General features: G+C 73.9%; 16 protein-coding genes. 8 read left to right on the plus strand and 8 right to left on the minus strand.

Going from position 1 to position 18,830, the window contains the following annotated elements:
* Positions 1 to 36 precede the first annotated feature (36 nt).
* From QUY26_RS29595 to QUY26_RS29615, 5 genes are all read left to right on the plus strand, one after another.
* Positions 37 to 1,263: an NAD(P)/FAD-dependent oxidoreductase gene (locus QUY26_RS29595; RefSeq protein WP_289951913.1), complete on the plus strand. Its 1,227-nt coding sequence runs from the start codon at positions 37 to 39 to the stop codon at positions 1,261 to 1,263.
* Positions 1,264 to 1,463: 200 nt separating this feature from the next.
* Complete coding sequence (locus tag QUY26_RS29600; RefSeq protein WP_289951915.1) at positions 1,464 to 1,829, plus strand: Rv2175c family DNA-binding protein; 366 nt, start codon at positions 1,464 to 1,466, stop codon at positions 1,827 to 1,829.
* A gap of 64 nt (positions 1,830 to 1,893) precedes the next feature.
* Positions 1,894 to 2,565 (plus strand): thiamine phosphate synthase, encoded by a 672-nt coding sequence (gene thiE, locus QUY26_RS29605; RefSeq protein ID WP_289951917.1) that lies wholly within the window; start codon positions 1,894 to 1,896, stop codon positions 2,563 to 2,565.
* A 159-nt stretch (positions 2,566 to 2,724) separates the two neighbouring features.
* Positions 2,725 to 3,645 (plus strand): methylenetetrahydrofolate reductase [NAD(P)H], encoded by a 921-nt coding sequence (metF, locus tag QUY26_RS29610; protein ID WP_289951919.1) that lies wholly within the window; start codon positions 2,725 to 2,727, stop codon positions 3,643 to 3,645.
* A 45-nt stretch (positions 3,646 to 3,690) separates the two neighbouring features.
* Positions 3,691 to 4,605, plus strand: a complete 915-nt coding sequence (locus QUY26_RS29615; RefSeq protein WP_289951921.1) for a hypothetical protein — start codon at positions 3,691 to 3,693, stop codon at positions 4,603 to 4,605.
* A 60-nt stretch (positions 4,606 to 4,665) separates the two neighbouring features.
* Here QUY26_RS29615 and QUY26_RS29620 read toward each other — a convergent pair whose 3' ends face one another.
* From QUY26_RS29620 to QUY26_RS29640, 5 genes are all read right to left on the minus strand, one after another.
* Positions 4,666 to 6,180 (minus strand): phytoene desaturase family protein, encoded by a 1,515-nt coding sequence (locus tag QUY26_RS29620; RefSeq protein WP_289951922.1) that lies wholly within the window; start codon positions 6,178 to 6,180, stop codon positions 4,666 to 4,668.
* Between the two features lie 85 nt (positions 6,181 to 6,265).
* Entirely contained in the window at positions 6,266 to 6,874 is a 609-nt protein-coding gene (locus tag QUY26_RS29625; RefSeq protein WP_289951924.1) for a DUF4126 domain-containing protein, read from the minus strand.
* Positions 6,875 to 7,382: 508 nt separating this feature from the next.
* Positions 7,383 to 8,000, minus strand: coding sequence for a TetR/AcrR family transcriptional regulator (locus QUY26_RS29630; protein WP_289951926.1), 618 nt, complete (start codon positions 7,998 to 8,000; stop codon positions 7,383 to 7,385).
* A 29-nt stretch (positions 8,001 to 8,029) separates the two neighbouring features.
* Complete coding sequence (locus QUY26_RS29635; protein ID WP_289951928.1) at positions 8,030 to 10,114, minus strand: YhgE/Pip family protein; 2,085 nt, start codon at positions 10,112 to 10,114, stop codon at positions 8,030 to 8,032.
* Positions 10,086 to 10,937 carry an ATP-binding cassette domain-containing protein gene (locus QUY26_RS29640; RefSeq protein ID WP_289951930.1) on the minus strand — a complete coding sequence of 284 codons (852 nt, stop codon included), beginning with the start codon at positions 10,935 to 10,937 and terminating at the stop codon, positions 10,086 to 10,088. The genes QUY26_RS29635 and QUY26_RS29640 overlap by 29 nt, the downstream gene beginning before the upstream one ends.
* Before the next feature lie 184 nt (positions 10,938 to 11,121).
* On the opposite strand from QUY26_RS29640, the gene QUY26_RS29645 reads away from it, so the two are divergent.
* The 3 genes from QUY26_RS29645 (at position 11,122) to QUY26_RS29655 (ending at position 13,531) form a co-directional block, all read left to right on the plus strand.
* Complete coding sequence (locus QUY26_RS29645) at positions 11,122 to 11,649, plus strand: SAV_6107 family HEPN domain-containing protein (protein ID WP_289951932.1); 528 nt, start codon at positions 11,122 to 11,124, stop codon at positions 11,647 to 11,649.
* Positions 11,650 to 11,946: 297 nt separating this feature from the next.
* Entirely contained in the window at positions 11,947 to 12,807 is an 861-nt protein-coding gene (locus QUY26_RS29650) for a methyltransferase (protein ID WP_289951933.1), read from the plus strand.
* Between the two features lie 301 nt (positions 12,808 to 13,108).
* Positions 13,109 to 13,531 carry a DUF3040 domain-containing protein gene (locus tag QUY26_RS29655; protein WP_289951934.1) on the plus strand — a complete coding sequence of 141 codons (423 nt, stop codon included), beginning with the start codon at positions 13,109 to 13,111 and terminating at the stop codon, positions 13,529 to 13,531.
* Positions 13,532 to 13,840: 309 nt separating this feature from the next.
* On the opposite strand, the gene QUY26_RS29660 is transcribed toward QUY26_RS29655, so the two are convergent.
* The 3 genes from QUY26_RS29660 to QUY26_RS29670 all read right to left on the minus strand — a co-directional run bounded on the left by QUY26_RS29660 (position 13,841) and on the right by QUY26_RS29670 (position 18,742).
* Positions 13,841 to 16,255 (minus strand): transglutaminase TgpA family protein, encoded by a 2,415-nt coding sequence (locus QUY26_RS29660; protein WP_289951936.1) that lies wholly within the window; start codon positions 16,253 to 16,255, stop codon positions 13,841 to 13,843.
* Between the two features lie 106 nt (positions 16,256 to 16,361).
* Positions 16,362 to 17,726 (minus strand): DUF58 domain-containing protein, encoded by a 1,365-nt coding sequence (locus tag QUY26_RS29665; protein ID WP_289951937.1) that lies wholly within the window; start codon positions 17,724 to 17,726, stop codon positions 16,362 to 16,364.
* Positions 17,726 to 18,742, minus strand: coding sequence for an AAA family ATPase (locus tag QUY26_RS29670; protein WP_289951939.1), 1,017 nt, complete (start codon positions 18,740 to 18,742; stop codon positions 17,726 to 17,728). Before QUY26_RS29670 ends, QUY26_RS29665 begins: the two co-directional genes overlap by 1 nt.
* Positions 18,743 to 18,830: the final 88 nt, after the last annotated feature.

Here is an 18,830-nt window from a genome sequence, read left to right on the forward strand (position 1 = left end):
GTCCGCGGCCGGTGGCGCGGCCCTACAGTTGATCGGGTGAGCGAGGAGCAGAAGCGGGTGGAGTCGGGGCGGCGCGTCGTGATCGTCGGCGCCGGGATGGCCGGGGTGCAGTCGGCCGTGGCGCTGCGCGAGCAGGGGTTCGCGGGCACGCTCACGCTGATCGGCGCGGAGCCCCATCAGCCGTACGACAGGCCGCCGCTGTCGAAGGCGGTGCTGCTCGGCAAGGCGGAGGGCTCCGCCTTCGACATCGACTTCGACGCCCTCGGCGTCGAGCTGCGGCTCGGCGTCGACGTCACCGGCGTCCGCCCCGCCGACCACGAACTGGACACCGAGGCGGGCCCGGTCGCGTACGACAGCCTGGTCCTGGCGACCGGCGCCGAACCGATCCGCCTGCCCGGCTCGGACGGCGTCCCCGGCGTGCATCTGCTGCGCACGCTCGACGACGCGGAGCGGCTGCGGCCCGTACTCGCCGAACAGCACGACGTCGTGGTCGTCGGCGCGGGCTGGATCGGCGCGGAGTTCGCCACGGCGGCGCGGGATGCGGGCTGCTCGGTGACCGTGGTGGAGGCCGCGGACCGGCCGCTCGCGGGCGCGCTGCCCGCCGAGGTCGCGGCGCCGATGACGGCCTGGTACGCCGACGCCGGGGTGGAACTGCGCACACACGCGCGCGTGGAGCGCGTCGAGCCCGGCGCGGTCCTCCTCGACGACGGCACCCGGCTGCCCGCGGGCGCCGTCGTCGTCGGTATCGGCGCGCGGCCCGCGACGGCGTGGCTCGCGGGCTCCGGCATCGCGCTCGGCGCCCACCGCGAGGTGCTCGCCGACGACCACCTGCGCACGTCCGTGCCCGACGTGTACGCGGTCGGCGACTGCGCGTCCTTCCCCTCGCGGCGGTACGGGGAGCGGCTGCTCGTGCACCACTGGGACAACGCCGTCCAGGGGCCGCGCACGGTCGCGGCCGCCATCGTGGGCGAGAGCCCGGCGGCGTACGACCCCGTCCCGTACTTCTGGTCCGAGCAGTTCGGCCGCTTCGTCCAGTACGCGGGGCAGCACGCCCCCGGCGACGAGCTGATCTGGCGCGGGGATCCGGCCACGCCCGCCTGGTCGGTCTGCTGGCTCCGGGACGGCGCCCTGAGGGCCCTGCTGGCGGTGGGCCGCCCGCGCGACCTGGCCCAGGGCCGCAAGCTGATCGAGTCCGGCGCCCGCCTGGACCCGACCCTGACGGCGGACCCGGCCACCCCCCTGAAGCGCGCCGCCGCCTCCTGACCGGGCTCTCTCCCGCCACCGCCTCGTTTCAGCCGTCGAGCGGCTGACGGTCCCGCCCTGGCCCGCCGCTCGGTGATGGCCCCGGTTCCGGGTCGTCTCAAGGGCCACTCAGGCTGTCAATACCCCCATGGGGCACCGTGGGGCGCACCCGCCCCCCACCCCCGCTACCGGCCCCCGGCCAGAAATGGCACGCTTGATCCGTGACCGAGATTGACGCAAAGACCGATGCTCTCGTCCCCGCCTGGCTGCACCTCCCCGACATCGCAGAGATGCTCGACGTGGAGGTGACGCGCGTGCGCCAACTGGTCAAGGAGGGCCAGCTGATCGCCGTGCGCCGCGGTGAGAACCGCACGCTGCAGGTGCCCGCCGCCTTCATCGACGGCGACAAGGTGGTCAAGGGCCTCGTAGGCACCCTGACGCTCCTGCGGGACGACGGCTTCACCGACGAAGAGGCACTGGAGTGGCTCTTCACCCCCGACCCGACCCTGCCCGGCACCCCCGCGCAGGCCCTGAGCGAGAATCGCGGGACGGAGGTGAAGCGCCGCGCGCAGGCGCTCGCCGTCTGACCTGAGACAATCGTCCGGCGTGCGGGCCGCGGCCCGCACGCCACCGACACGGGGGGACCCCTTCATGGCCACCGACACGGCGGGCGCCTCCGCGCGCGCCCGGCTCGCCGACGCCCTGCTCTACCTGTGCGTCGACGCGCGCAAGCGCCAGGGGGACCTCCCCGAGTTCCTGGACGCCGTCCTCGCGGGCGGCGTCGACATCGTGCAGCTGCGCGACAAGGGCATGGAGGCCGCGGAGGAGCTGGAGCACCTCCAGGTCTTCGCGGACGCGTGCCGCCGCCACGGCAAGCTCCTCGCGGTGAACGACCGCGCGGACGTCGCCCACACCGCCGGCGCCGACGTGCTGCACCTGGGCCAGGGCGACCTGCCCGTGCCCGCGGCCCGCGCCATCCTCGGCGCGACCGCCGACGACGTCCTGATCGGCCGCTCCACGCACGCCGAGCACGAGGCCGCGGCGGCCGCCGTCCAGGAGGGCGTGGACTACTTCTGCACGGGCCCGTGCTGGCCGACGCCCACGAAGCCGGGCCGCCACGCCCCGGGCCTCGACCTGGTCCGGTACACGGCCGGGCTCGGCACCGACCGCCCGTGGTTCGCGATCGGCGGCATCGACGCGGGCAATCTGGACGAGGTCGTCGAGGCGGGCGCGCGCCGGGTGGTGGTCGTCCGCGCCATCACGGAGGCGGACGACCCCGGCGCCGCCGCGGCGGACTTCGCGAAGCGCCTGCGCACGGCCTGACGGCCGCCCGGCCCGCACTCCTGTGCGCCCACACCCGCATCCGTACTCCTGTTTGAGCAACACCCCCATGGTGTCCGATGCGTGGACAACAAACCGACTAACGGGACAAATGACCAACGTGCGGTTGGGCGACCGTCCCGGCCTGGCTAACCTGCCGGTATGGCCCTAGGCACTGCTTCCACCAGGACTGACCGCGCACGCACCGTGCGTGACATGCTCGCGACCGGCAAGACCACGTACTCGTTCGAGTTCTCGGCGCCGAAGACCCCCAAGGGCGAGCGGATCCTCTGGAACTCGCTGCGCCGGGTCGAGGCCGTCGCACCCAGCTTCGTCTCCGTGACGTACGGCGCCGGCGGCTCCACGCGTGCGGGCACGGTGCGCGAGACCCAGCAGATCGTCGCCGACTCGACGCTGACGCCCGTCGCCCACCTCACCGCCGTCGACCACTCCGTCGCCGAGCTGCGCAACATCATCGGGCAGTACGCGGACGCCGGGATCCGCAACATGCTCGCGCTGCGCGGCGACCCGCCCGGCGACCCGATGGGCGAGTGGGTCAAGCACCCCGAGGGGCTGACCTACGCCGCCGAGCTGGTGCGCCTCATCAAGGAGTCCGGTGACTTCTGCGTGGGCGTCGCCGCCTTCCCCGCGATGCACCCCCGCTCGGACTCCTGGGAGACGGACGTCGCGCACTTCGTCGACAAGTGCCGCGCGGGCGCCGACTACGCGATCACCCAGATGTTCTTCCACCCGGAGGAATACCTGCGCCTGCGCGACCGCGTGGAGGCGGCCGGCTGCGGGACGCCGATCATCCCTGAGATCATGCCGGTGACGAACGTGCGCCAACTGGAGCGTTTGCCGCAGCTCAGCAACGCCGACTTCCCGCCGGAACTGAAAGAGCGGATCCTCCGGTCCAAAGACGATCCCGCGGCTGTACGCTCCATTGGCATCGAGTTCGCGACGGAGTTCTGTGCGCAGCTGCTGGCCGAAGGAGTGCCGGGGCTGCACTTCATCACCTTGAACAACTCCACGGCGACGCTGGAGATCTACGAGAACCTGGGCCTGCATCACCAGCAGGCCTGACCGGTCGTACCCCTGGGGCCGCGGCCGCAGGGGAGAGGGGCGTACATGGGCTGGACGGTCCTCTACATCGCGTTCGGCGGAGTCGCGCTGTGGCTGCTCGGCGAGGTGCTGTTGCAGTACAAGGCGCGGCTGCGCTGGCGACTCCTTGCGTTCGTCGGCTTCCTGGGTGTCGTTCTCGGCGTCCTGATGCCGTCGGTGGTGGTCATCGCGATCGGTGCGATCGCGTTCGCCACCGGGCAGACGTACGTGACGCTGTCGTTCCGCCGCGGCTTCTCGACCGGCTGGGCGCTCGGCGGTCAGCCGGGCGCGAGCAGGCGCCGCAAGAGCGTCTCCCGGGGCGCCCCCGCGGAGCCGACCCTCCAGGTCTCCGACCTGGAGTACGACGCGGCCGCCGCCGAGAACGGACCGCCCGCCTCCGACGTTCTCGATCAGCAGCCCACGGGCCCCGGTGTGTTCGAGCCCGAGCCCATGCCCGACGACACCGGGCAGTACGGCGTCTACAGCGACACGGCGTACGCCCAGCAGACCGCCGGTGACGGCTACGGCTTCGACGGCTACCCGCCGTACGACCCGCAGGGCGCCCAGGCCCAGCAGGAGCCGCAGGACCCGCTGCACTTCGCCTACGGAGAGACCGGTGAGCAGCGCTACGCCGCCTACTCCGACCCGTACATCGGCCCGCAGTCCTACGGCGCGCAGCCGGGCTACGACAGCTACGCCGACCCGCAGCCGTACGCGTCCTACGGGGGCGACACCTACGGCGGCGGCTACCAGGACACTCCGCCCGGCGGCGTCTGGGTCCCGCACCAGCGCACGAGCGAGCCCGCGCCGCCCTACGGCGCGGAACTCCCGCCCGAGCAGCCCGGCTACCCGCCCTTCCAGGGCGAGGGGCTGCCGCCGGAGCCCGGGGGGCAGTTCGGCTACGAGCCCGGGGTCAACGGGGAGCAGCAGTACCGGTACTGAGGCCGGGCAGGGTGCTGAGTCGGGCCACGGTGCTGACGCGGCTCGCGATGCTCGGTCCGCTCACTGGGAGCCGCGGAAATCCGGTCCTTCCACGATGAGTCCGGCGACCAGCGTGCCCGACATGCCCGCGTGCGGCAGCCCGCCGCCGGGGTGCGACCAGCCGCCGACCGCGTAGAGCCCCGCCACCGCCGTGCTGTTGGCCGGGTGCAGATGCCGTCCGGCCGCGGCGGCGAGGGCGGGGGCGGGGACCGCGCCGCCGTCGGCACCCGTCGCCTCGGCGACCCGCGCGGGCGTACGGACCTCCTGCCACAGGAGGCGGCCGTCCAGGCCGGGCACCACCGCGGCCGCGCGGGCGGTCAGCCGTCGCACGTCCGCGTCGGTGACCTCGGCGCCCGCGGGGACCACGGCGGTCAGCGTCACGGCCTCGTGCTCCGCGTCCGGCGTGGACGTCGGGTCGTCCGGGCGCAGCACCGTCAGGGTCGGGGCGGCGGGGATGCCGGGGGAGCCGCTGCCGTCGGGGCGCCCGAAGACGTGGTTCAGCTCGTCCGCGCGGTCCGTGGTGTGCAGCACCGTCTGCTGCGGGGTGCCCTGGGGGCGGGCGCCGCGCAGGGCGAGCAGGACGGTGAGGCGGCTGGGGAGCCCGGACTGCGGGGGCACGTCCTGGGGAGCGCGGGCGGCCGTGCCGGACAGCATCGCGTCCAGCGCGCGGGGCGGCACCCCGGCCACCACGAAGTCCGCGTCCACGACGGTCCCGTCCGCCAGCTCGACGCCCGCCGCGCGCCCGTCCTTCGTCACGATCCGCACGACGTCCGACCCGAACGCGAACTCGACCCTGCGCGCACGGCACCGCTCGTACACCGCGGTCGCGAGGGCCCGCATGCCGCCGCGTGCGGACCAGGTGCCGAAGGTCTGCTCCAGATACGGCAGGACGGCCGCGCTCGCCGGGGCCGTGCGCGGATCGAGGCCGCGTATCAGCGCGAAGTGCTCCAGGAGCGCGGTCAGGCGGGGCTCGCCGCCCAGCTCGAACTCGGCGACCTGGGCGAGCGTGGCAGCGCGCCGCTCACGGCGCAGCAGACGCTTCTCGGCGACCGAGGGGTAGGGCTCGCGCTCCGCGAGCACCTGCCAGTTCGGCCACAGGGGCTCTTCCAGGAGCGGGCGGCGGGCGCGGTCCCAGGCCTCCCGCGCGCGGTTCATGAACGCCGCCCAGCGCGCGCCCGCGCCCGCCCCGAGCGCGCTGTCCAGGGCCTCGCCGACGCCCGCGCGGGAGGCGTTCGGCAGGTCCGCCGTGGTGCCGTCGGCGAAGACGTGGCGGACGGCGGGCTCGACCTGGGACAGCTCGACGCAGTCCTCCAGGGGCTGCTTGCCCGTCTTCACGAACAGGTCGCGGTAGACCGCGGGCAGGTGCAGCAGGGCCGGGCCCGTGTCGAACCCGAAGCCGTCGCGCTCCACGCGGCCGAGCGCGCCGCCGTACGTCCCCGCGCGCTCGTGCACCACCACCCGGTGGCCCGCCACGGCCAGCCGGGCGGCGGCCGTCATGGCGCCCATCCCGGCGCCGATCACCACAATCCGTGCCATGCCAGGGACTTTATCGGCACCCACTGACAGCCGAGTCGGGTGCCCAGGGCGGCCCGGCGGGCGTCCGGTCCCGCGCGGGCCGGGATCAGTCCGGTGGTCGCCCCGCCGCCATTCTCCGCTCCTCCCGCCGCTGCGCTCTGCGCCGCAGGAACCGTCGGATCCGGTGCGCGAGGAACAGCAGCAGCACGAGCCCCGCGACGAGCAGCACGGCCGCGATGATCGCCGCGGCCTCGGGGTGGAACATCGCGAAGGTGACGATCCCGCCGACCCCGAGGTCCTCGGCGGTGCTCAGGACGAGGTTGCTGAACGGTTCGGGGGAGGTGTTGACCGCCATCCGCGTCCCGGCCTTGACGGCGTGGCTCGCGAGGGCCGTCGACCCGCCGACCGCGCCCGCCGCCACGTCCGAGAGGGAGCCGCTCTGCCCGGCGAGCAGCGCGCCCACCACCGCCCCGGAGGCGGGCCGGACGACGGTGTGCACGGCGTCCCACACCGAGTCCACGTAAGGGATCTTGTCGGCGACGGCCTCGCAGCCGAAGAGCACGCCCGCGGTGATGAGGACGCCGGGGCTCTGCAACGACTCCGGGACCTCGTCGGACAGACCCGTGGCCCCGAAGACGCCGAGGAGCAGGACCACCGCGTAGGCGTTGATCCCGCTGGCCCAGCCACTGGTGAACACCAGGGGGAGTACGGACACGGCGTGATCGTAACCAGCGGGGCGCGATCCGGCCCGGCACGGACGCCCGCCCGGGCACGGACGCCCGCCTGGGCATGGGCACCCACGTCTGAGTATCCGTACCTAGGCACGGAGATGAGTACGCGCGCGGATGGGACCCGACCTGCGGGGACGGGAGAGTGAGGGCACGGAGAAGGGCGCGGCACCGGAACCGCCGACACGGGGCGGCGGAATCGGGCGGCGCCCTTGGCCGCTCCTCCCGCCTCGCCCGTGGCGGGAGCGAGGCACGGGGGCGACCGGGGGACGACCACGGGGGTCGCGCGGGGGAATGCGACAAGCGCCGGTCCGGCGGGGCCTGGGACATCCAGGCTCCACCGGACCGGCGCCGCGCGACGGGCCCACCGGACCGGCGCCGCGCCACGACTGCGAACGGGTGAACGGGCCCGTGCGGGGACCCGCGGAAGGGCCCGCGAAGGGGCCTGTGGAAGGGCCCGCGCAGGGACCTGTGGAAGGCCCGCCATCCGCCCCCTCACCCGCCGCCGCTCACCCGCCCCTGCAGCAGCCGCGACAGCGCCGCGTGCACGTCGTCGAGCGAGCGCTCCGGCTGGAACGACTGCCAGTCGAGGGCCGCCACCAGGACCATCCCGACCAGGGCGGCCGCCGTCAGCGGGATGTCGATCTCCTCGCTGAGCTCACCGCTCTCCACGCCCCCGCGCAGCACGTCCTCGACCACCGCCACGGCCTGCTGGCGCACCACCATGAGCGTGGACTGCCAGGCGCGGTTCGTGCGCCACAGCTCGGCCACGTAGAGCTGGGTGAAGGCCGGATAGCGGTCGATGAAGACGAGGCCCGCGCGGATCATCGCGTCCAGGGCGTCGACCTTGCGGCCCCCTTCCTGGGTGGCCTCGTCGGCGGCCTGCTTCAGGGATGCGGTGAGCAGGCCCACGCCGTGCCGCAGCAGCTCTTCGAAGAGGACCGATTTGCTGGCGAAGTTGTAGTAGACCGTGCCTTTCGCGACGCCCGCCCGCTCGGCGATCTCGTCAACTGTCGTGGCGGAGAAACCCTGTTCCGCGATGAGGGTGACGGCGGCCTCGTAGAGCTTCTGCCGGGTGGCCTCACGCCGCGAGCTGCTCGCACTGCTTTCCATGAGCTTGATTTTCACAGGTTCCGGCGCGTTCACAGGCTCAGCTCCGGATGCAGCCGGTCCAGGGTCCACACCTGCTTGCGGCGCGCGGAGACGGCGGTGAGCGCCAGGGCGCCGACGGTGAACGCCACGAGCACCGCGCACGCCGTCCACACGGGCCCGAGTCCGCCGCCTGTGATGAGCCGCCGCAGGGCGTCCACGACGTGCGTCATCGGCAGGTACGGGTGGATCGCGCCGAAGAACGTCGGGCTCGTCTGCACCGGATAGGTGCCGCCCGCCGACGTCAACTGGAGCATCAGGAGGGCGAGGACGAGGATGCGTCCGGCCGCCCCGAAGCGTGCGTTCAGCCACTGCACGATCGCCGCGAAGCAGCCCGTCACCAGGATCAGGAAGCCGATCGTCCCGGCCGCCCGCTCCATCTGCAGGCCGAGACGCCAGTGCAGGACCGACATCAGGGCCGCCACTTGCAGGGTGCCGAGGGCGGCGACGGGGAGCCAGCCCGCGAGCGCGATGCGCCAGGCGGGGGCGCCCGCGGCGAGCGCGCGCCGGTTGAGCGGCTGGATCAGCATGTACGCCACCATCGCGCCGACCCACAGGGACAGCGGGATGAAGTACGGGGCGAAGCCCGTGCCGTAGTTGGGCGCCTTGTGCAGCGACTGGGAGGCGAGCTGCACGGGGTCGGCCATCACGTCCGTGCGCCGGTCGCGGTCCTGCTTGTCGTAGTCGGGGATCTTCTTGACGCCGTCGTGCAGGCCGCCCGCGAGCTCCTGGGAGCCGTCGGCCAGCTTGAACATGCCGCCGTCGAGGTCGGTCGCGCCCGTCTTCAGCTTGCCGACGCCCGTGTCCAGGTCCGCGGCGCCGGTCTTGGCCGTGCCGAGGCCCGTGTGCAGCTTCTTGGCGCCCTTGGCGACGTCTCCGGCGCCCGTGTTGAGCGCGTTGACGTCCCTGACGGTCTTCTCCAGGTTCTCGTCCAGGTGCGGAGCGCGGTCGGCGAGACCCTGGGCCTTCTTCTGGAGAGCGGCGAGGTTCGTGTCGAGGGTCTTCAGGTCGCCGTTCTGGTCCTTGACGAGCGTGTCGACGTCCCCGGCGATGATCGAGACGTCGGCCGCGACCTCCTTGGCCTTCTTCAACTTCGGGCACTGATCGGGAGCGTCGGCGGCCTGCTGACACAGCTCTTCGTAGAGGCCGTTCAGAGCGGCAGACGACTCCTTGGCTTTGGTCGCCTCCTTCGGGGCCCTCTCGACGAGGGTCTTCAGGTTGTGCCGCACCGCGCGGGAGGAGTCGGCGACGAGCTGGGCGCTGTCGCCGAGCACCTTGCCGTTGTCCTTCAGGTACGGCCGCACCTTGGCGGCCTCGCCGTTCACGCGGTCGGCGAGCTTCTGGGTGCCGTCCGCGACCCGGCGCGAGCCGTCCTCCAGGTCGCCCGCGCCGGTGTGCAGCTTCCGCACGCCCGAGGCGAGGTCCCCGCTGCCGGTCTTGGCGGTCTTCAGGCCGTCGACGAGGTCCTCGGAGCCCTTCTTCGCCTTGCCGATGCCCCCTTCGAGCTTGTCGGCGCCCTTGGCGGCCTTCTGCGTCTTTCCGTGGATGTCGGAGAACGAGATGAAGATCTTGTCCAGCATGTTCCGCGACGCCTTCGTGGAGGCGGCCGTGCGCACCTCGGAGAAGACCGTCCGCGAGATCTGCCCGACGATGTAGTTGTTGGCGTCGTTCGTACGGACCTTCAGGGCGCCCGTCTCCGGGGTGTCACCGGAACTCGACCCCACCCGCTCGCTGAAGTCCGACGGCATCGTCAGGGACAGGTAGTACGTGCCGTCCTCGACGCCGTCGCGGGCCTCGGCGGCGCTCACCTCGTGCCAGTCGAAGGTCTTGCTGTCGAGCAGCCGCTCGGCGAGGCCGTCGCCCGCCCTGAGCTTCTTGCCGTCGACGGTGGCGCCCTTGTCGTCGTTCACGAGGGCCACGGGGATCTTGTCCAGGCGGCCGTAGGGGTCCCAGAAGGACCACAGGTACAGCGCGCCGTACAGCAGGGGCAGCAGCAGGAGCGCCACGAGGGCCGCGCGGGGCAGCCGGCCCCTGCCGAAGCGCTTGAGCTCAAGCGCGGCGAGCTTCGGCGACCGCATCGGCCGTCTCCTTGTCGTCGTCGGTGGGGTGTCCGTCGCTGTGGTCGACTGTTTCGGCCGCGTCGGCTGTTTCACGTATGCCGGCTGCGTCGTGTACGTCGGCTGTGCCGCGTACGTCCGCGTCCGCGCGCGGTGCCGTCGATACGACGACCGCGCCCTCGGGGGCCTCGCTGCACACGGCCACGACCGTCGTGCCGTTCGCTGCGATTGACCTCAACAGGTCCCAGGCGGCCTCCCGTTCGGCGTCCGACAGCTTGAGGTCGGTGTCGTCCACGCCGAGCAGCCGGGGCCGTGCGATCAGGGCGAGCGCCACGGAGAGCCGCAGAACTTCCAGGCGCTCCAGGTCCCGTACGGAGGTCCGGGAGCCCTTGGGCAGCGCCTCGACGTCGAGCCCCGCGGCCCGCAGCGCGGTGTCGATCCGCAGCCGGGACTCGGTCGCCCGCTCCTTGCGCGGCCGCAGGAGCCCGCGCAGCGAGCCCTCGAACCGCCGCTCAAGGAAGGCCCGTTCGCGCAGGTGCTCGGCCACCGTCAGGGCGGGGTCCAGGTCGGTCACGCCGGGGACGGGGCCGAGCCCGCTGATCCGGCGCACGGCGGCCAGCTGCTTGGGCAGCACATGGCGGCCGACGCGCGCCGTGCCCTCGGTGGACCGCATCCGTCCGGTGAGGGCGAGCAGCAGACAGGTCCGGCCGGAGCCGGACGGCCCCTCGACCGCGATGAGCGACCCGGGCCCGGCCTCGACGCCGATGCCGCGGAACGCCCAGCCCCGCGGTCCCTTGAGCCCGAAGTCCGCCGCGCTGACGGCGGCGCCGTGCGGACCGTCCACGGTCCCTCCTCGTCCGATTCGCTGAGGCCCGTGGGCCCAGTTTTTGAACTGACCAGTCAGTGCAAAAACTATCCCGAACCTTCGATCGAGGCAAAAGTGCAGGTCAGGGCGGATTGTCAGTGGCGTACTCCACGATGGGCACATACGGCCACTGCGCCGTCACACAGACGACAGGAGGTTCGTCATGGCCAGTTCTCACGCCGCAGCCGCACACCGGCGCCGCGCCCCCGGCCCTGCCCCCTCACTGACCGGTCCCGCGAGCGACGTCCACCCGGTGCTGCGCCGGGCCTCGGCCCCGCCCGCCGCCCTCGAACTGCTCGCCCAGGCCCGCGCCGGACTCGACGAGGCGGCCCACCTGGACACGTCGAACGAGCGCTACGCCACCGCCCACCTCGCCGCCCTGCGTACCGCGGCCGCGGTCCTCGCCGCCCGCGGCCGCCCCGAGCTGAACCCACGCCGCAGGCAGCGCATCCGGAGCGCCTGGGAAGTGCTCCCCGAGATAGCACCCGAACTGACCGAGTGGAGCGCCCTGTTCGCCTCCGGCGCCGCCCGCAGGGCCCGCGCCGAAGCGGGCATCGAGGGCGCCGCGACCGTCCGCGACGCCGACGACCTGCTGCGGGACGTGGCGATGTTCCTCCGCCTGGTCGAGCGCATGCTCGTCCTCCAGCCCGTGCTGCCCCAGCCGAGGAAGGAGGCGCCGGACATCGGCTGAGCGGAGGCGAGCCCGGGGCCGAAGGGGGGAGGCGGGGGGGCGGAGCCCAGGGGAGGGCGGGTGCTGCCCCGTGGGCCCTGACCCGCGCTGCCCCGTGGGCCCTCACCCCCGCCGACCCGTGGGTCCTCCTCCCCCCCGCCGCCCCGCGGAACCTCACCCCCGCTGACCCGCGCGGACGCCCCCGGGCCGACCAGTGGGACGGATGACGGGGCACGGTCGTGAAGGCAATAGGGTGGAGGCGCCCGCACCCGAACAGCCCGCCGACCCAGGCGGAGCCGCGCCGAGGAGTCAACTGCCGTGTCGGACCCGATGCGCCCGCCCGTCTCCCCCCGCCCCACGCAAACGGCGTCGCCGCGCTCCGACCCCCCTCGCCCGGGCGCCTCGCTCCGCACCGCCGTGGTCTGGGACGTCCTCAAGGACGCCCTCGACCGCCGGCTCAAGGCCACGGGCCAGGGGCCGGACGCCACGGCCGCCCTCGACGTGCTCGACACCGGCGGCGGCAGCGGCAACTTCGCCGTGCCCGTCGCCCGCCTCGGCCACCGCGTCACCGTCGTCGACCCCAGCCCGAACGCCCTGTTCGCGCTCGAGCGCCGCGCCGCCGAGGCCGGTGTCGCCGACCGCGTGCGCGGCGTGCAGGGCGATGTGCACGGCCTCTTCGACGTGGTCGAGCGCGGCGGGTACGACGCGGTGCTCTGCCACGGCGTCCTCGAGTACGTGGACGACCCGGCCGAGGGCGTTCGCAACGCGGTCAGCGCCCTGCGCCCCGGCGGAGTGCTGAGCCTGCTCGCCGCGGGCGTCGGCGGCGCCGTGCTCGCCCGCGCGCTCGCAGGACACTTCACCGAGGCCCGCCGGGCCCTCGACGACCCGGCCGGACGCTGGGGCGAGGGCGACCCGGTGCCGCGCCGCTTCACCGCCGACCAGCTGACCGAGCTGGTCCAGGGCGCGGGACTGAGCGTCGGCGCCGTGCACGGTGTGCGCGTCTTCGCCGACCTCGTCCCCGGCGTCCTCGTGGACACCGAGCCCGGCGCCCTGGAGGCGCTGCTCAAGCTGGAGGCCGCCGCCGCCGAGCTGTCCGCCTTCCACTCCGTGGCCACCCAGCTGCACGTGCTGGGCGAGACCCAGGGGGCGACAGCGGGCACCGAGGCCGACGAGGCCTGAGCGCCGACCGGCGCGTGGGGCCCTTGTGGCGGCTGGGATCGGCTCGCTGATCAGCGGCGCAGCCGCACATGGAGTACGCCACAGGCCCCCCGAACGGGCTACCGGCGCCGTATGATCGAGGGACACCGTCCGGCATGACGGACCGGCCGCTGGGGAATGCAGGCTTCAGCGAGCCGGAGCGACCTGACGGTCCGGTTTGGCGAAGTTGGCGCAGAGGGGCGGGTTTCACGGGGGCGATTCCCTGCCTATCCTGAAGGGGACCCCCCGGTCGCCCCGGCGACTGCACGATGAGGAGGACTCCGTGCCGCTCTCGGAGCACGAGCAGCGCATGCTCGAGCAGATGGAGCGAGCGCTGTACGCCGAAGATCCCAAGTTCGCGACAGCGCTTGAGGGAAGCGGGCTGCGTACGTACACCCGGAAGCGGGTCTACCAAGCGGTCGCGGGCTTCCTGGTGGGCATTGCCCTTCTCATGGCCGGAATGGTCGCCCAGCTGATCTGGGTGAGCGTAGTGGGCTTCCTCGTCATGCTGGGGTGTGCGGTGCTCGCCGTCACTGGTTGGCGCAAAGCGCCCAAGCCTGGTGAGCAGGCACCCGGAGCAGCGGCGGCCGCGGGCCCCGGCGCGCCACCCGGCCGCCGACAGTCGTCCCGCCAGCGCCGCTCCATGATGGACCGCATCGAACAGCGCTGGCAGCGCCGCAGGGACGAGCAGCAGGGCGGCCAGTAGCCCGTCCGGCCGCCTCCTCAGGCGGTACCACCCGCACGGACGCACAGCGCCCCGCGGTAAGCCTTCACGCGCCGACCCCTTCGACATGCATGTGGGGGGTGACCGAAACGCATCGGTCACCCCCCACACGTATGTCCGCGCCCGGCCGCCCGGCCCGACCCGCCCGCGCCCCACCCGGCACGGCCCCGTCAGCACGCAAAGAAGCGGCGCCCGGCCACGGACCGGACGCCGCTCACCTGCTCACAACACACGCCGGGGTCGCTCACACACGCCGGGATCCGGCCATGTCCGGCCCCCCCGGCCGGAGGCCTAGCCCCCCTGGCGCGCGGGCCTCCGCAAGGCCTCCCAGCGGCCCGCCGCCCACTGCGACCAGCGGGTGGTCAGCGCCGCCCAGCGGTCCGACGCCGCCCACACCACCCGGGCGGCCGAACGCGGTGCGAGAGTCGCCCGCAGGCGCGTCGTGCGGCTCGCGGAGGCGCGCAGTCCGTCCCGCAGGCGGCGCACGTCGTCCCCGAGGCCCGGCGCGGGCTGCGGCCTGGGCGCGTACAGGACCTGCTCCACCGCCGCCGCCACCCGGTGCACCGACTCCGCGGGGCCGGTGCCGAGGCCGCCGACCCGCACGATCCGGGCGGCCGCCTTCCGCGGTGTCTGGGACTCGTCCGGGGCGATGCCGTGGTCCCAGGCGGTGTCGGTGACCTCCTGCCAGGCCGCCAGGGTCCGCGCGGTCGCGTCCGCCGCCGTGCGCCCGCCGCTCCCGAGCCGCACCGCGCGCACCCGGGCCCGCCACAGCATCGGCAGTGCGGGCACCACCAGGACGATCAGCGCGAGCAGCGTCCCGCCGACGATCCAGCCGAGCGGCGGCCCGTCGTCGTCGGACCCACCCGCGAGCTGCGGCATCGCGCTCGTGCAGCCGCCCTGCTGCTGCTGGTCGCGCGGGCAGGCCTGGGACTGCGAGGGCGTCGGCGACGGCGCCGTGGACGCGGACGGCTCGGGCACGGCCGACGAGTCGGAGTCCTCGGCCGGGGTGTCCGGACGGGTGTACTCGGGCACCGAGCCGCGGTTCGGCGTCGGCTCGAACCGGGTCCAGCCCACCCCCTCGAAGTACAGCTCGGGCCACGCGTGGGCGTCCCGCAGACCGACCGACATGGTGCCGTTCGCCTGCGCGGAACCCGGCGTGAAGCCCACCGCGACGCGCGCCGGAATGCCGAGCGTGCGGGCCATCGACGCCATGGCGAAGGAGAAGTGGACGCAGAAGCCCTCCTTCTGGTCCAGGAAGCGGGCGATGGCAGACGGGCCGCTGCCCGCACGGACCTGCGTGTTGTACGTGAAGCCGCCCTCCGAGGCGAACCAGTCCTGCAGCTTCACCGCCCGCTCGTAGTCGTTCGACGACCCCTCGGTGACCTCCCGCGCGGTGGACGCCACCACCGACGGCAGCGAGCCGGGCACCTTCGTGAACTCCCGGGCCAGGTCCGCCCGCGGCGCGGGCGCCGACGCCAACTGCTCGGCGGTCGGCTCCACCACCAGGCTGTTCACGCTGTACTGCGCGCCCCGGGTGGTCTGGCCGCGGTCCCCGACGAGGGCGCGGCCCACCGGCTCGTACCGCCAGCGGCCCTCGATGCGGACCTGGCTGGCCGGGTAGGGCATCGGCAGCCAGTTCTGCGCGTAGCGGTCGTCGGCCGAGATGTTCGTCTGGATCTCCGTCCTGCGGACCTCGGGGGACAGGCCCGGCGGGTCCGGGAGACGGGCCGGGACGTCCGAGATGTCGCGGACGGTGGTCCGCCAGGTCGTGCCGTCGAACTTGTCGAGCGAAACGATCCGCAGATACAGGTCCTGGGTGTTCTTGGCGTTCGTGCGGTACGAGATGACCTCGCGGTCCTCCGGCTGGTTCAGGCTGTCCTGGAGCGCGACCAGCGGGTTCACCGCGGAGATCGTGCCGCCCCCGCCCCCGTCGCCGCCCCCGGGCCCGTCCGAGCCGTCGAGCAGGCCCCCGTCCAGGGCGGGCAGCGCGAGCGGCACGACCAGGGCGATGCCGAGGGCCACGGCGCCGATGCGGCGGCCCGTGCGGACCGGGGCGATGGCGCCGCCCTCGCTGTCGAGCCCGGCCGAGACCCGCCCGGGGGCGTGCCCCGAGCCGCCGAAGACCCGGCCCCACTGCGAGAGCCGGTCCCGGCCCTCGGCGAGGAGCAGCAGCAGATACCCGGCCGCCGCGAGCAGGAACCACAGCCACCCGGCGCCGTCCCCGGAGAGCCCGGCCGCGACCGAGTACAGGGCGAGCAGCGGCAGCCCGGCAGGCGCGGCCGTGCGGAACGTCACCACGAGGGCGTCCACCACCAGACCCACCACGAGCACACCGCCGACCACCATCAGGCGGATGCCGTCGGTGAGCGGCGCCGGGATCGCGTACCGCCCCACGTCGTCGCCGCCCGCCTCGAGCAGCGTGCTGAAGTGCTGGAAGACCTCAGGACCCGGGATCACCCCGGCGATGGCCTGCTCCCGCGCGAACACCAGCGTCAGGAGCAGCAGCGTCACCAGCGCCTGCAGGGCCACCGTGACCGGCCGCGCCAGCGGGACCCGCCGGGCGAGCGCGCCGACCCCGCTCTGCAGCGCGAGCAGGATCGCCGCCTGCACGAGCCAGCCCGACGTGTCGACGAGCGGCAGCAGCGCGCCCGACGCCATCAGCGTGGCGGCGGTGGCACACAGCGCAAGCCGCGTACGCCCACTCATGAAGCACCCCCCGGGCTCACCGAGAACCTCTCGTAGTCGTACCGGCGTCCCCGGGGCCGCACGCCGCCGGAGCCACCCGCGGAGTCACCCGCTCCCGAACGCCCCCTCATGCCCGGCCCCCGGCCGTCGTCCCCGCCGTCGGCGCCGGACCCGCGCTGGTGCGCAGGCGGTCCGCCTGCCGCCACAGGTCGACCAGGGTCACCCCCGGAGGCACCGCGACCGCCGTCCAGCCCGCCTCGTTGAGCAGCCGCACCGAGTGCTGGGCCGCCGCCGACGGGGTCGGCAGCGGGCCCTGGGTCCAGGCCGCGCTGTCCAGGACGAAGGCGACCGCGGCGCCGCTGCGCCGGCGCATCTTGGCGATCACCGCGGCCTGCTCGTCGTCCAGGTCGCCGAGGAAGGCCACGAGCAGGCCCTCGTTCCCGCCGCGCAGCACGTCGTACGCGCGCGAGAGGCCCGCGCCCTCCGAGTGGTCGATCACGGCGAGCGTGTCCATCATGAGCCCGGCCGCGTCCGCCGACTCCTGGCTCGCGCCCGCGAAGCCGTCCGCGCCCTCACCGGGCAGCGAGTTGCCGGTGTCCGTGAGGAGCCGTACGGAAAAGCCCCGTTCGAGCATGTGCACCAGCGCGGAGGCGGTGCCCGCCACCGCCCACTCGAAGGCCGAGTCCGGGCCCGCGCCCTGGTAGGCGACGCCCCGGGTGTCCAGGAGCACCGTGCAGCGCGAGCGCTGCGGCTGCTCCTCGCGGCGCACCATCAGCTCGCCGTAGCGCGCGGTGGAGCGCCAGTGGACGCGGCGCAGGTCGTCGCCGTAGCGGTAGCCGCGCGGGATGACGTCGTCCTCCCCGGCGAGGGCCAGCGAGCGGTGCCGTCCGTCGCCGTACCCCTTGGCCTCGCCCGTGAGCCGCACCGGCGGCAGCGCCTCCACGCGCGGGACGACCGTCAGCGTGTCGTACGTCGAGAAGGAGCGGGTCAGCTCGCACATGCCGAACGGATCGGTCAGGCGCAGCTGGAGCGGCCCGAGCGGATAGCGGCCGCGCAGGTCGGAGCGCACCCGGTAGGACACCTCGCGGCGGCCCCCCGCCTCGACCCGGTCAAGGACGAAGCGCGGGCGCGGCCCGAGGACGTAGGGCACCCGGTCCTGGAGCATCAGCAAGCCCGTGGGCAGCCGCGAGACGTTGTCCATCCGCAGGTGCACGCGCGCCTCCGAACCGGCGGGCACGCGCGCGGGGGAGAGGCGGCGGCTGCCCGCGACGCGGTAGCGCGTGCGGTAGAGCACGGCCGCGCACACCAGCGGGAGCACCGTGAGCAGCAGGCCGACCCGCAGCAGGTCGCTCTGGCCGAGCACATAGGCGCACACGGCGGCGGCTATGCCCGCCGCGAAGAAGGAGCGGCCCCGGGTGGTCAGTCCGGCGAGCGCCGTACGCAGGCCGCCCCGGTCGTCCTCGGCGCGCGCGGCAGGCCCCCCGGCGGCCATCACAGCCTCCGCGCGCCGGGCGGCTGGCCGAAGAAGCCCTGGCCGGGCTGCTGGGTCGCCGGGACGGGGGTGCGCTGGAGGATCTCGTGGACCACCGACTCGGCCGTGCGCCGGTTCAGCTGCGCCTGGGCCGTGGGCAGCAGGCGGTGGGCGAGGACCGCGACGGCGAGGGCCTGGACATCGTCCGGCAGGGCGAACTCGCGGCCGCTGAGGGCGGCGGAGGCCTTGGCCGCGCGCAGCAGGTGCAGCGTGGCGCGCGGGGACGCGCCCAGGCGCAGGTCCGGGTGGGTGCGGGTGGCCGCGACCAGGTCGACGGCGTATCTGCGCACCGAGTCGGCGACATGGACCGTGCGGACCGCGTCGATGAGCTTCACCATGTCGTGCGCGTGCGCCACCGGCTGGAGGTCGTCGAGGGGCGAGACCCCGCCGTGCACGTCCAGCATCTGCAGCTCGGCCTCGGGGGCCGGATAGCCGATCGAGACGCGGGCCATGAAGCGGTCGCGCTGCGCCTCGGGCAGCGGGTAGGTGCCCTCCATCTCGACCGGGTTCTGCGTGGCCACCACCATGAACGGGCTGGGCAGTTCGTACGTCTGCCCGTCGATGGTGACCTGGCGCTCCTCCATGGACTCCAGGAGCGCGGACTGCGTCTTCGGGGACGCGCGGTTGATCTCGTCGCCGATCACGATCTGCGCGAAGATCGCGCCCGGTTTGAACTCGAAGTCACGGCGCTGCTGGTCCCAGATGGACACACCCGTGATGTCCGAAGGCAGCAGGTCCGGCGTGAACTGGATACGCCGCACCGAGCAGTCGATGGAGCGCGCGAGCGCCTTGGCGAGCATGGTCTTGCCCACGCCCGGTACATCCTCGATGAGCAGGTGCCCCTCCGCCAGGAGCACGGTCAGCGAAAGCCGTACGACCTCCGGCTTGCCCTCGATCACACCCTCGACCGACCTGCGGACACGCTCCGCGGTCGTGGTCAGATCTGTGAGGCTCGCTCGATCGTCATAGGTCGTCACCCGGCCCTCCTCGGCCCTTCCCCACGCTCGGCAAGGAGCACAGGTTTCTTCTTTTCCCGGGCCGACGCTCGCGTGCGGACCGGCCCAC

It is taken from the genome of Streptomyces flavofungini (assembly GCF_030388665.1).
Lineage (GTDB): Bacteria > Actinomycetota > Actinomycetes > Streptomycetales > Streptomycetaceae > Streptomyces > Streptomyces flavofungini_A.

What these genes read in the sequence shown, in the direction of transcription:
- QUY26_RS29620 (WP_289951922.1), bottom strand. Translation starts at nt 6,180, where the DNA reads ATGGCACGGATTGTGGTGATCGGCGCCGGGATGGGCGCCATGACGGCC.
- thiE (WP_289951917.1), top strand. Translation starts at nt 1,894, where the DNA reads ATGGCCACCGACACGGCGGGCGCCTCCGCGCGCGCCCGGCTCGCCGAC.
- QUY26_RS29665 (WP_289951937.1), bottom strand. Translation starts at nt 17,726, where the DNA reads ATGGCCGCCGGGGGGCCTGCCGCGCGCGCCGAGGACGACCGGGGCGGC.
- metF (WP_289951919.1), top strand. Translation starts at nt 2,725, where the DNA reads ATGGCCCTAGGCACTGCTTCCACCAGGACTGACCGCGCACGCACCGTG.
- QUY26_RS29615 (WP_289951921.1), top strand. Translation starts at nt 3,691, where the DNA reads ATGGGCTGGACGGTCCTCTACATCGCGTTCGGCGGAGTCGCGCTGTGG.
- QUY26_RS29660 (WP_289951936.1), bottom strand. Translation starts at nt 16,255, where the DNA reads ATGAGTGGGCGTACGCGGCTTGCGCTGTGTGCCACCGCCGCCACGCTG.
- QUY26_RS29630 (WP_289951926.1), bottom strand. Translation starts at nt 8,000, where the DNA reads ATGGAAAGCAGTGCGAGCAGCTCGCGGCGTGAGGCCACCCGGCAGAAG.
- QUY26_RS29645 (WP_289951932.1), top strand. Translation starts at nt 11,122, where the DNA reads ATGGCCAGTTCTCACGCCGCAGCCGCACACCGGCGCCGCGCCCCCGGC.
- QUY26_RS29635 (WP_289951928.1), bottom strand. Translation starts at nt 10,114, where the DNA reads ATGCGGTCGCCGAAGCTCGCCGCGCTTGAGCTCAAGCGCTTCGGCAGG.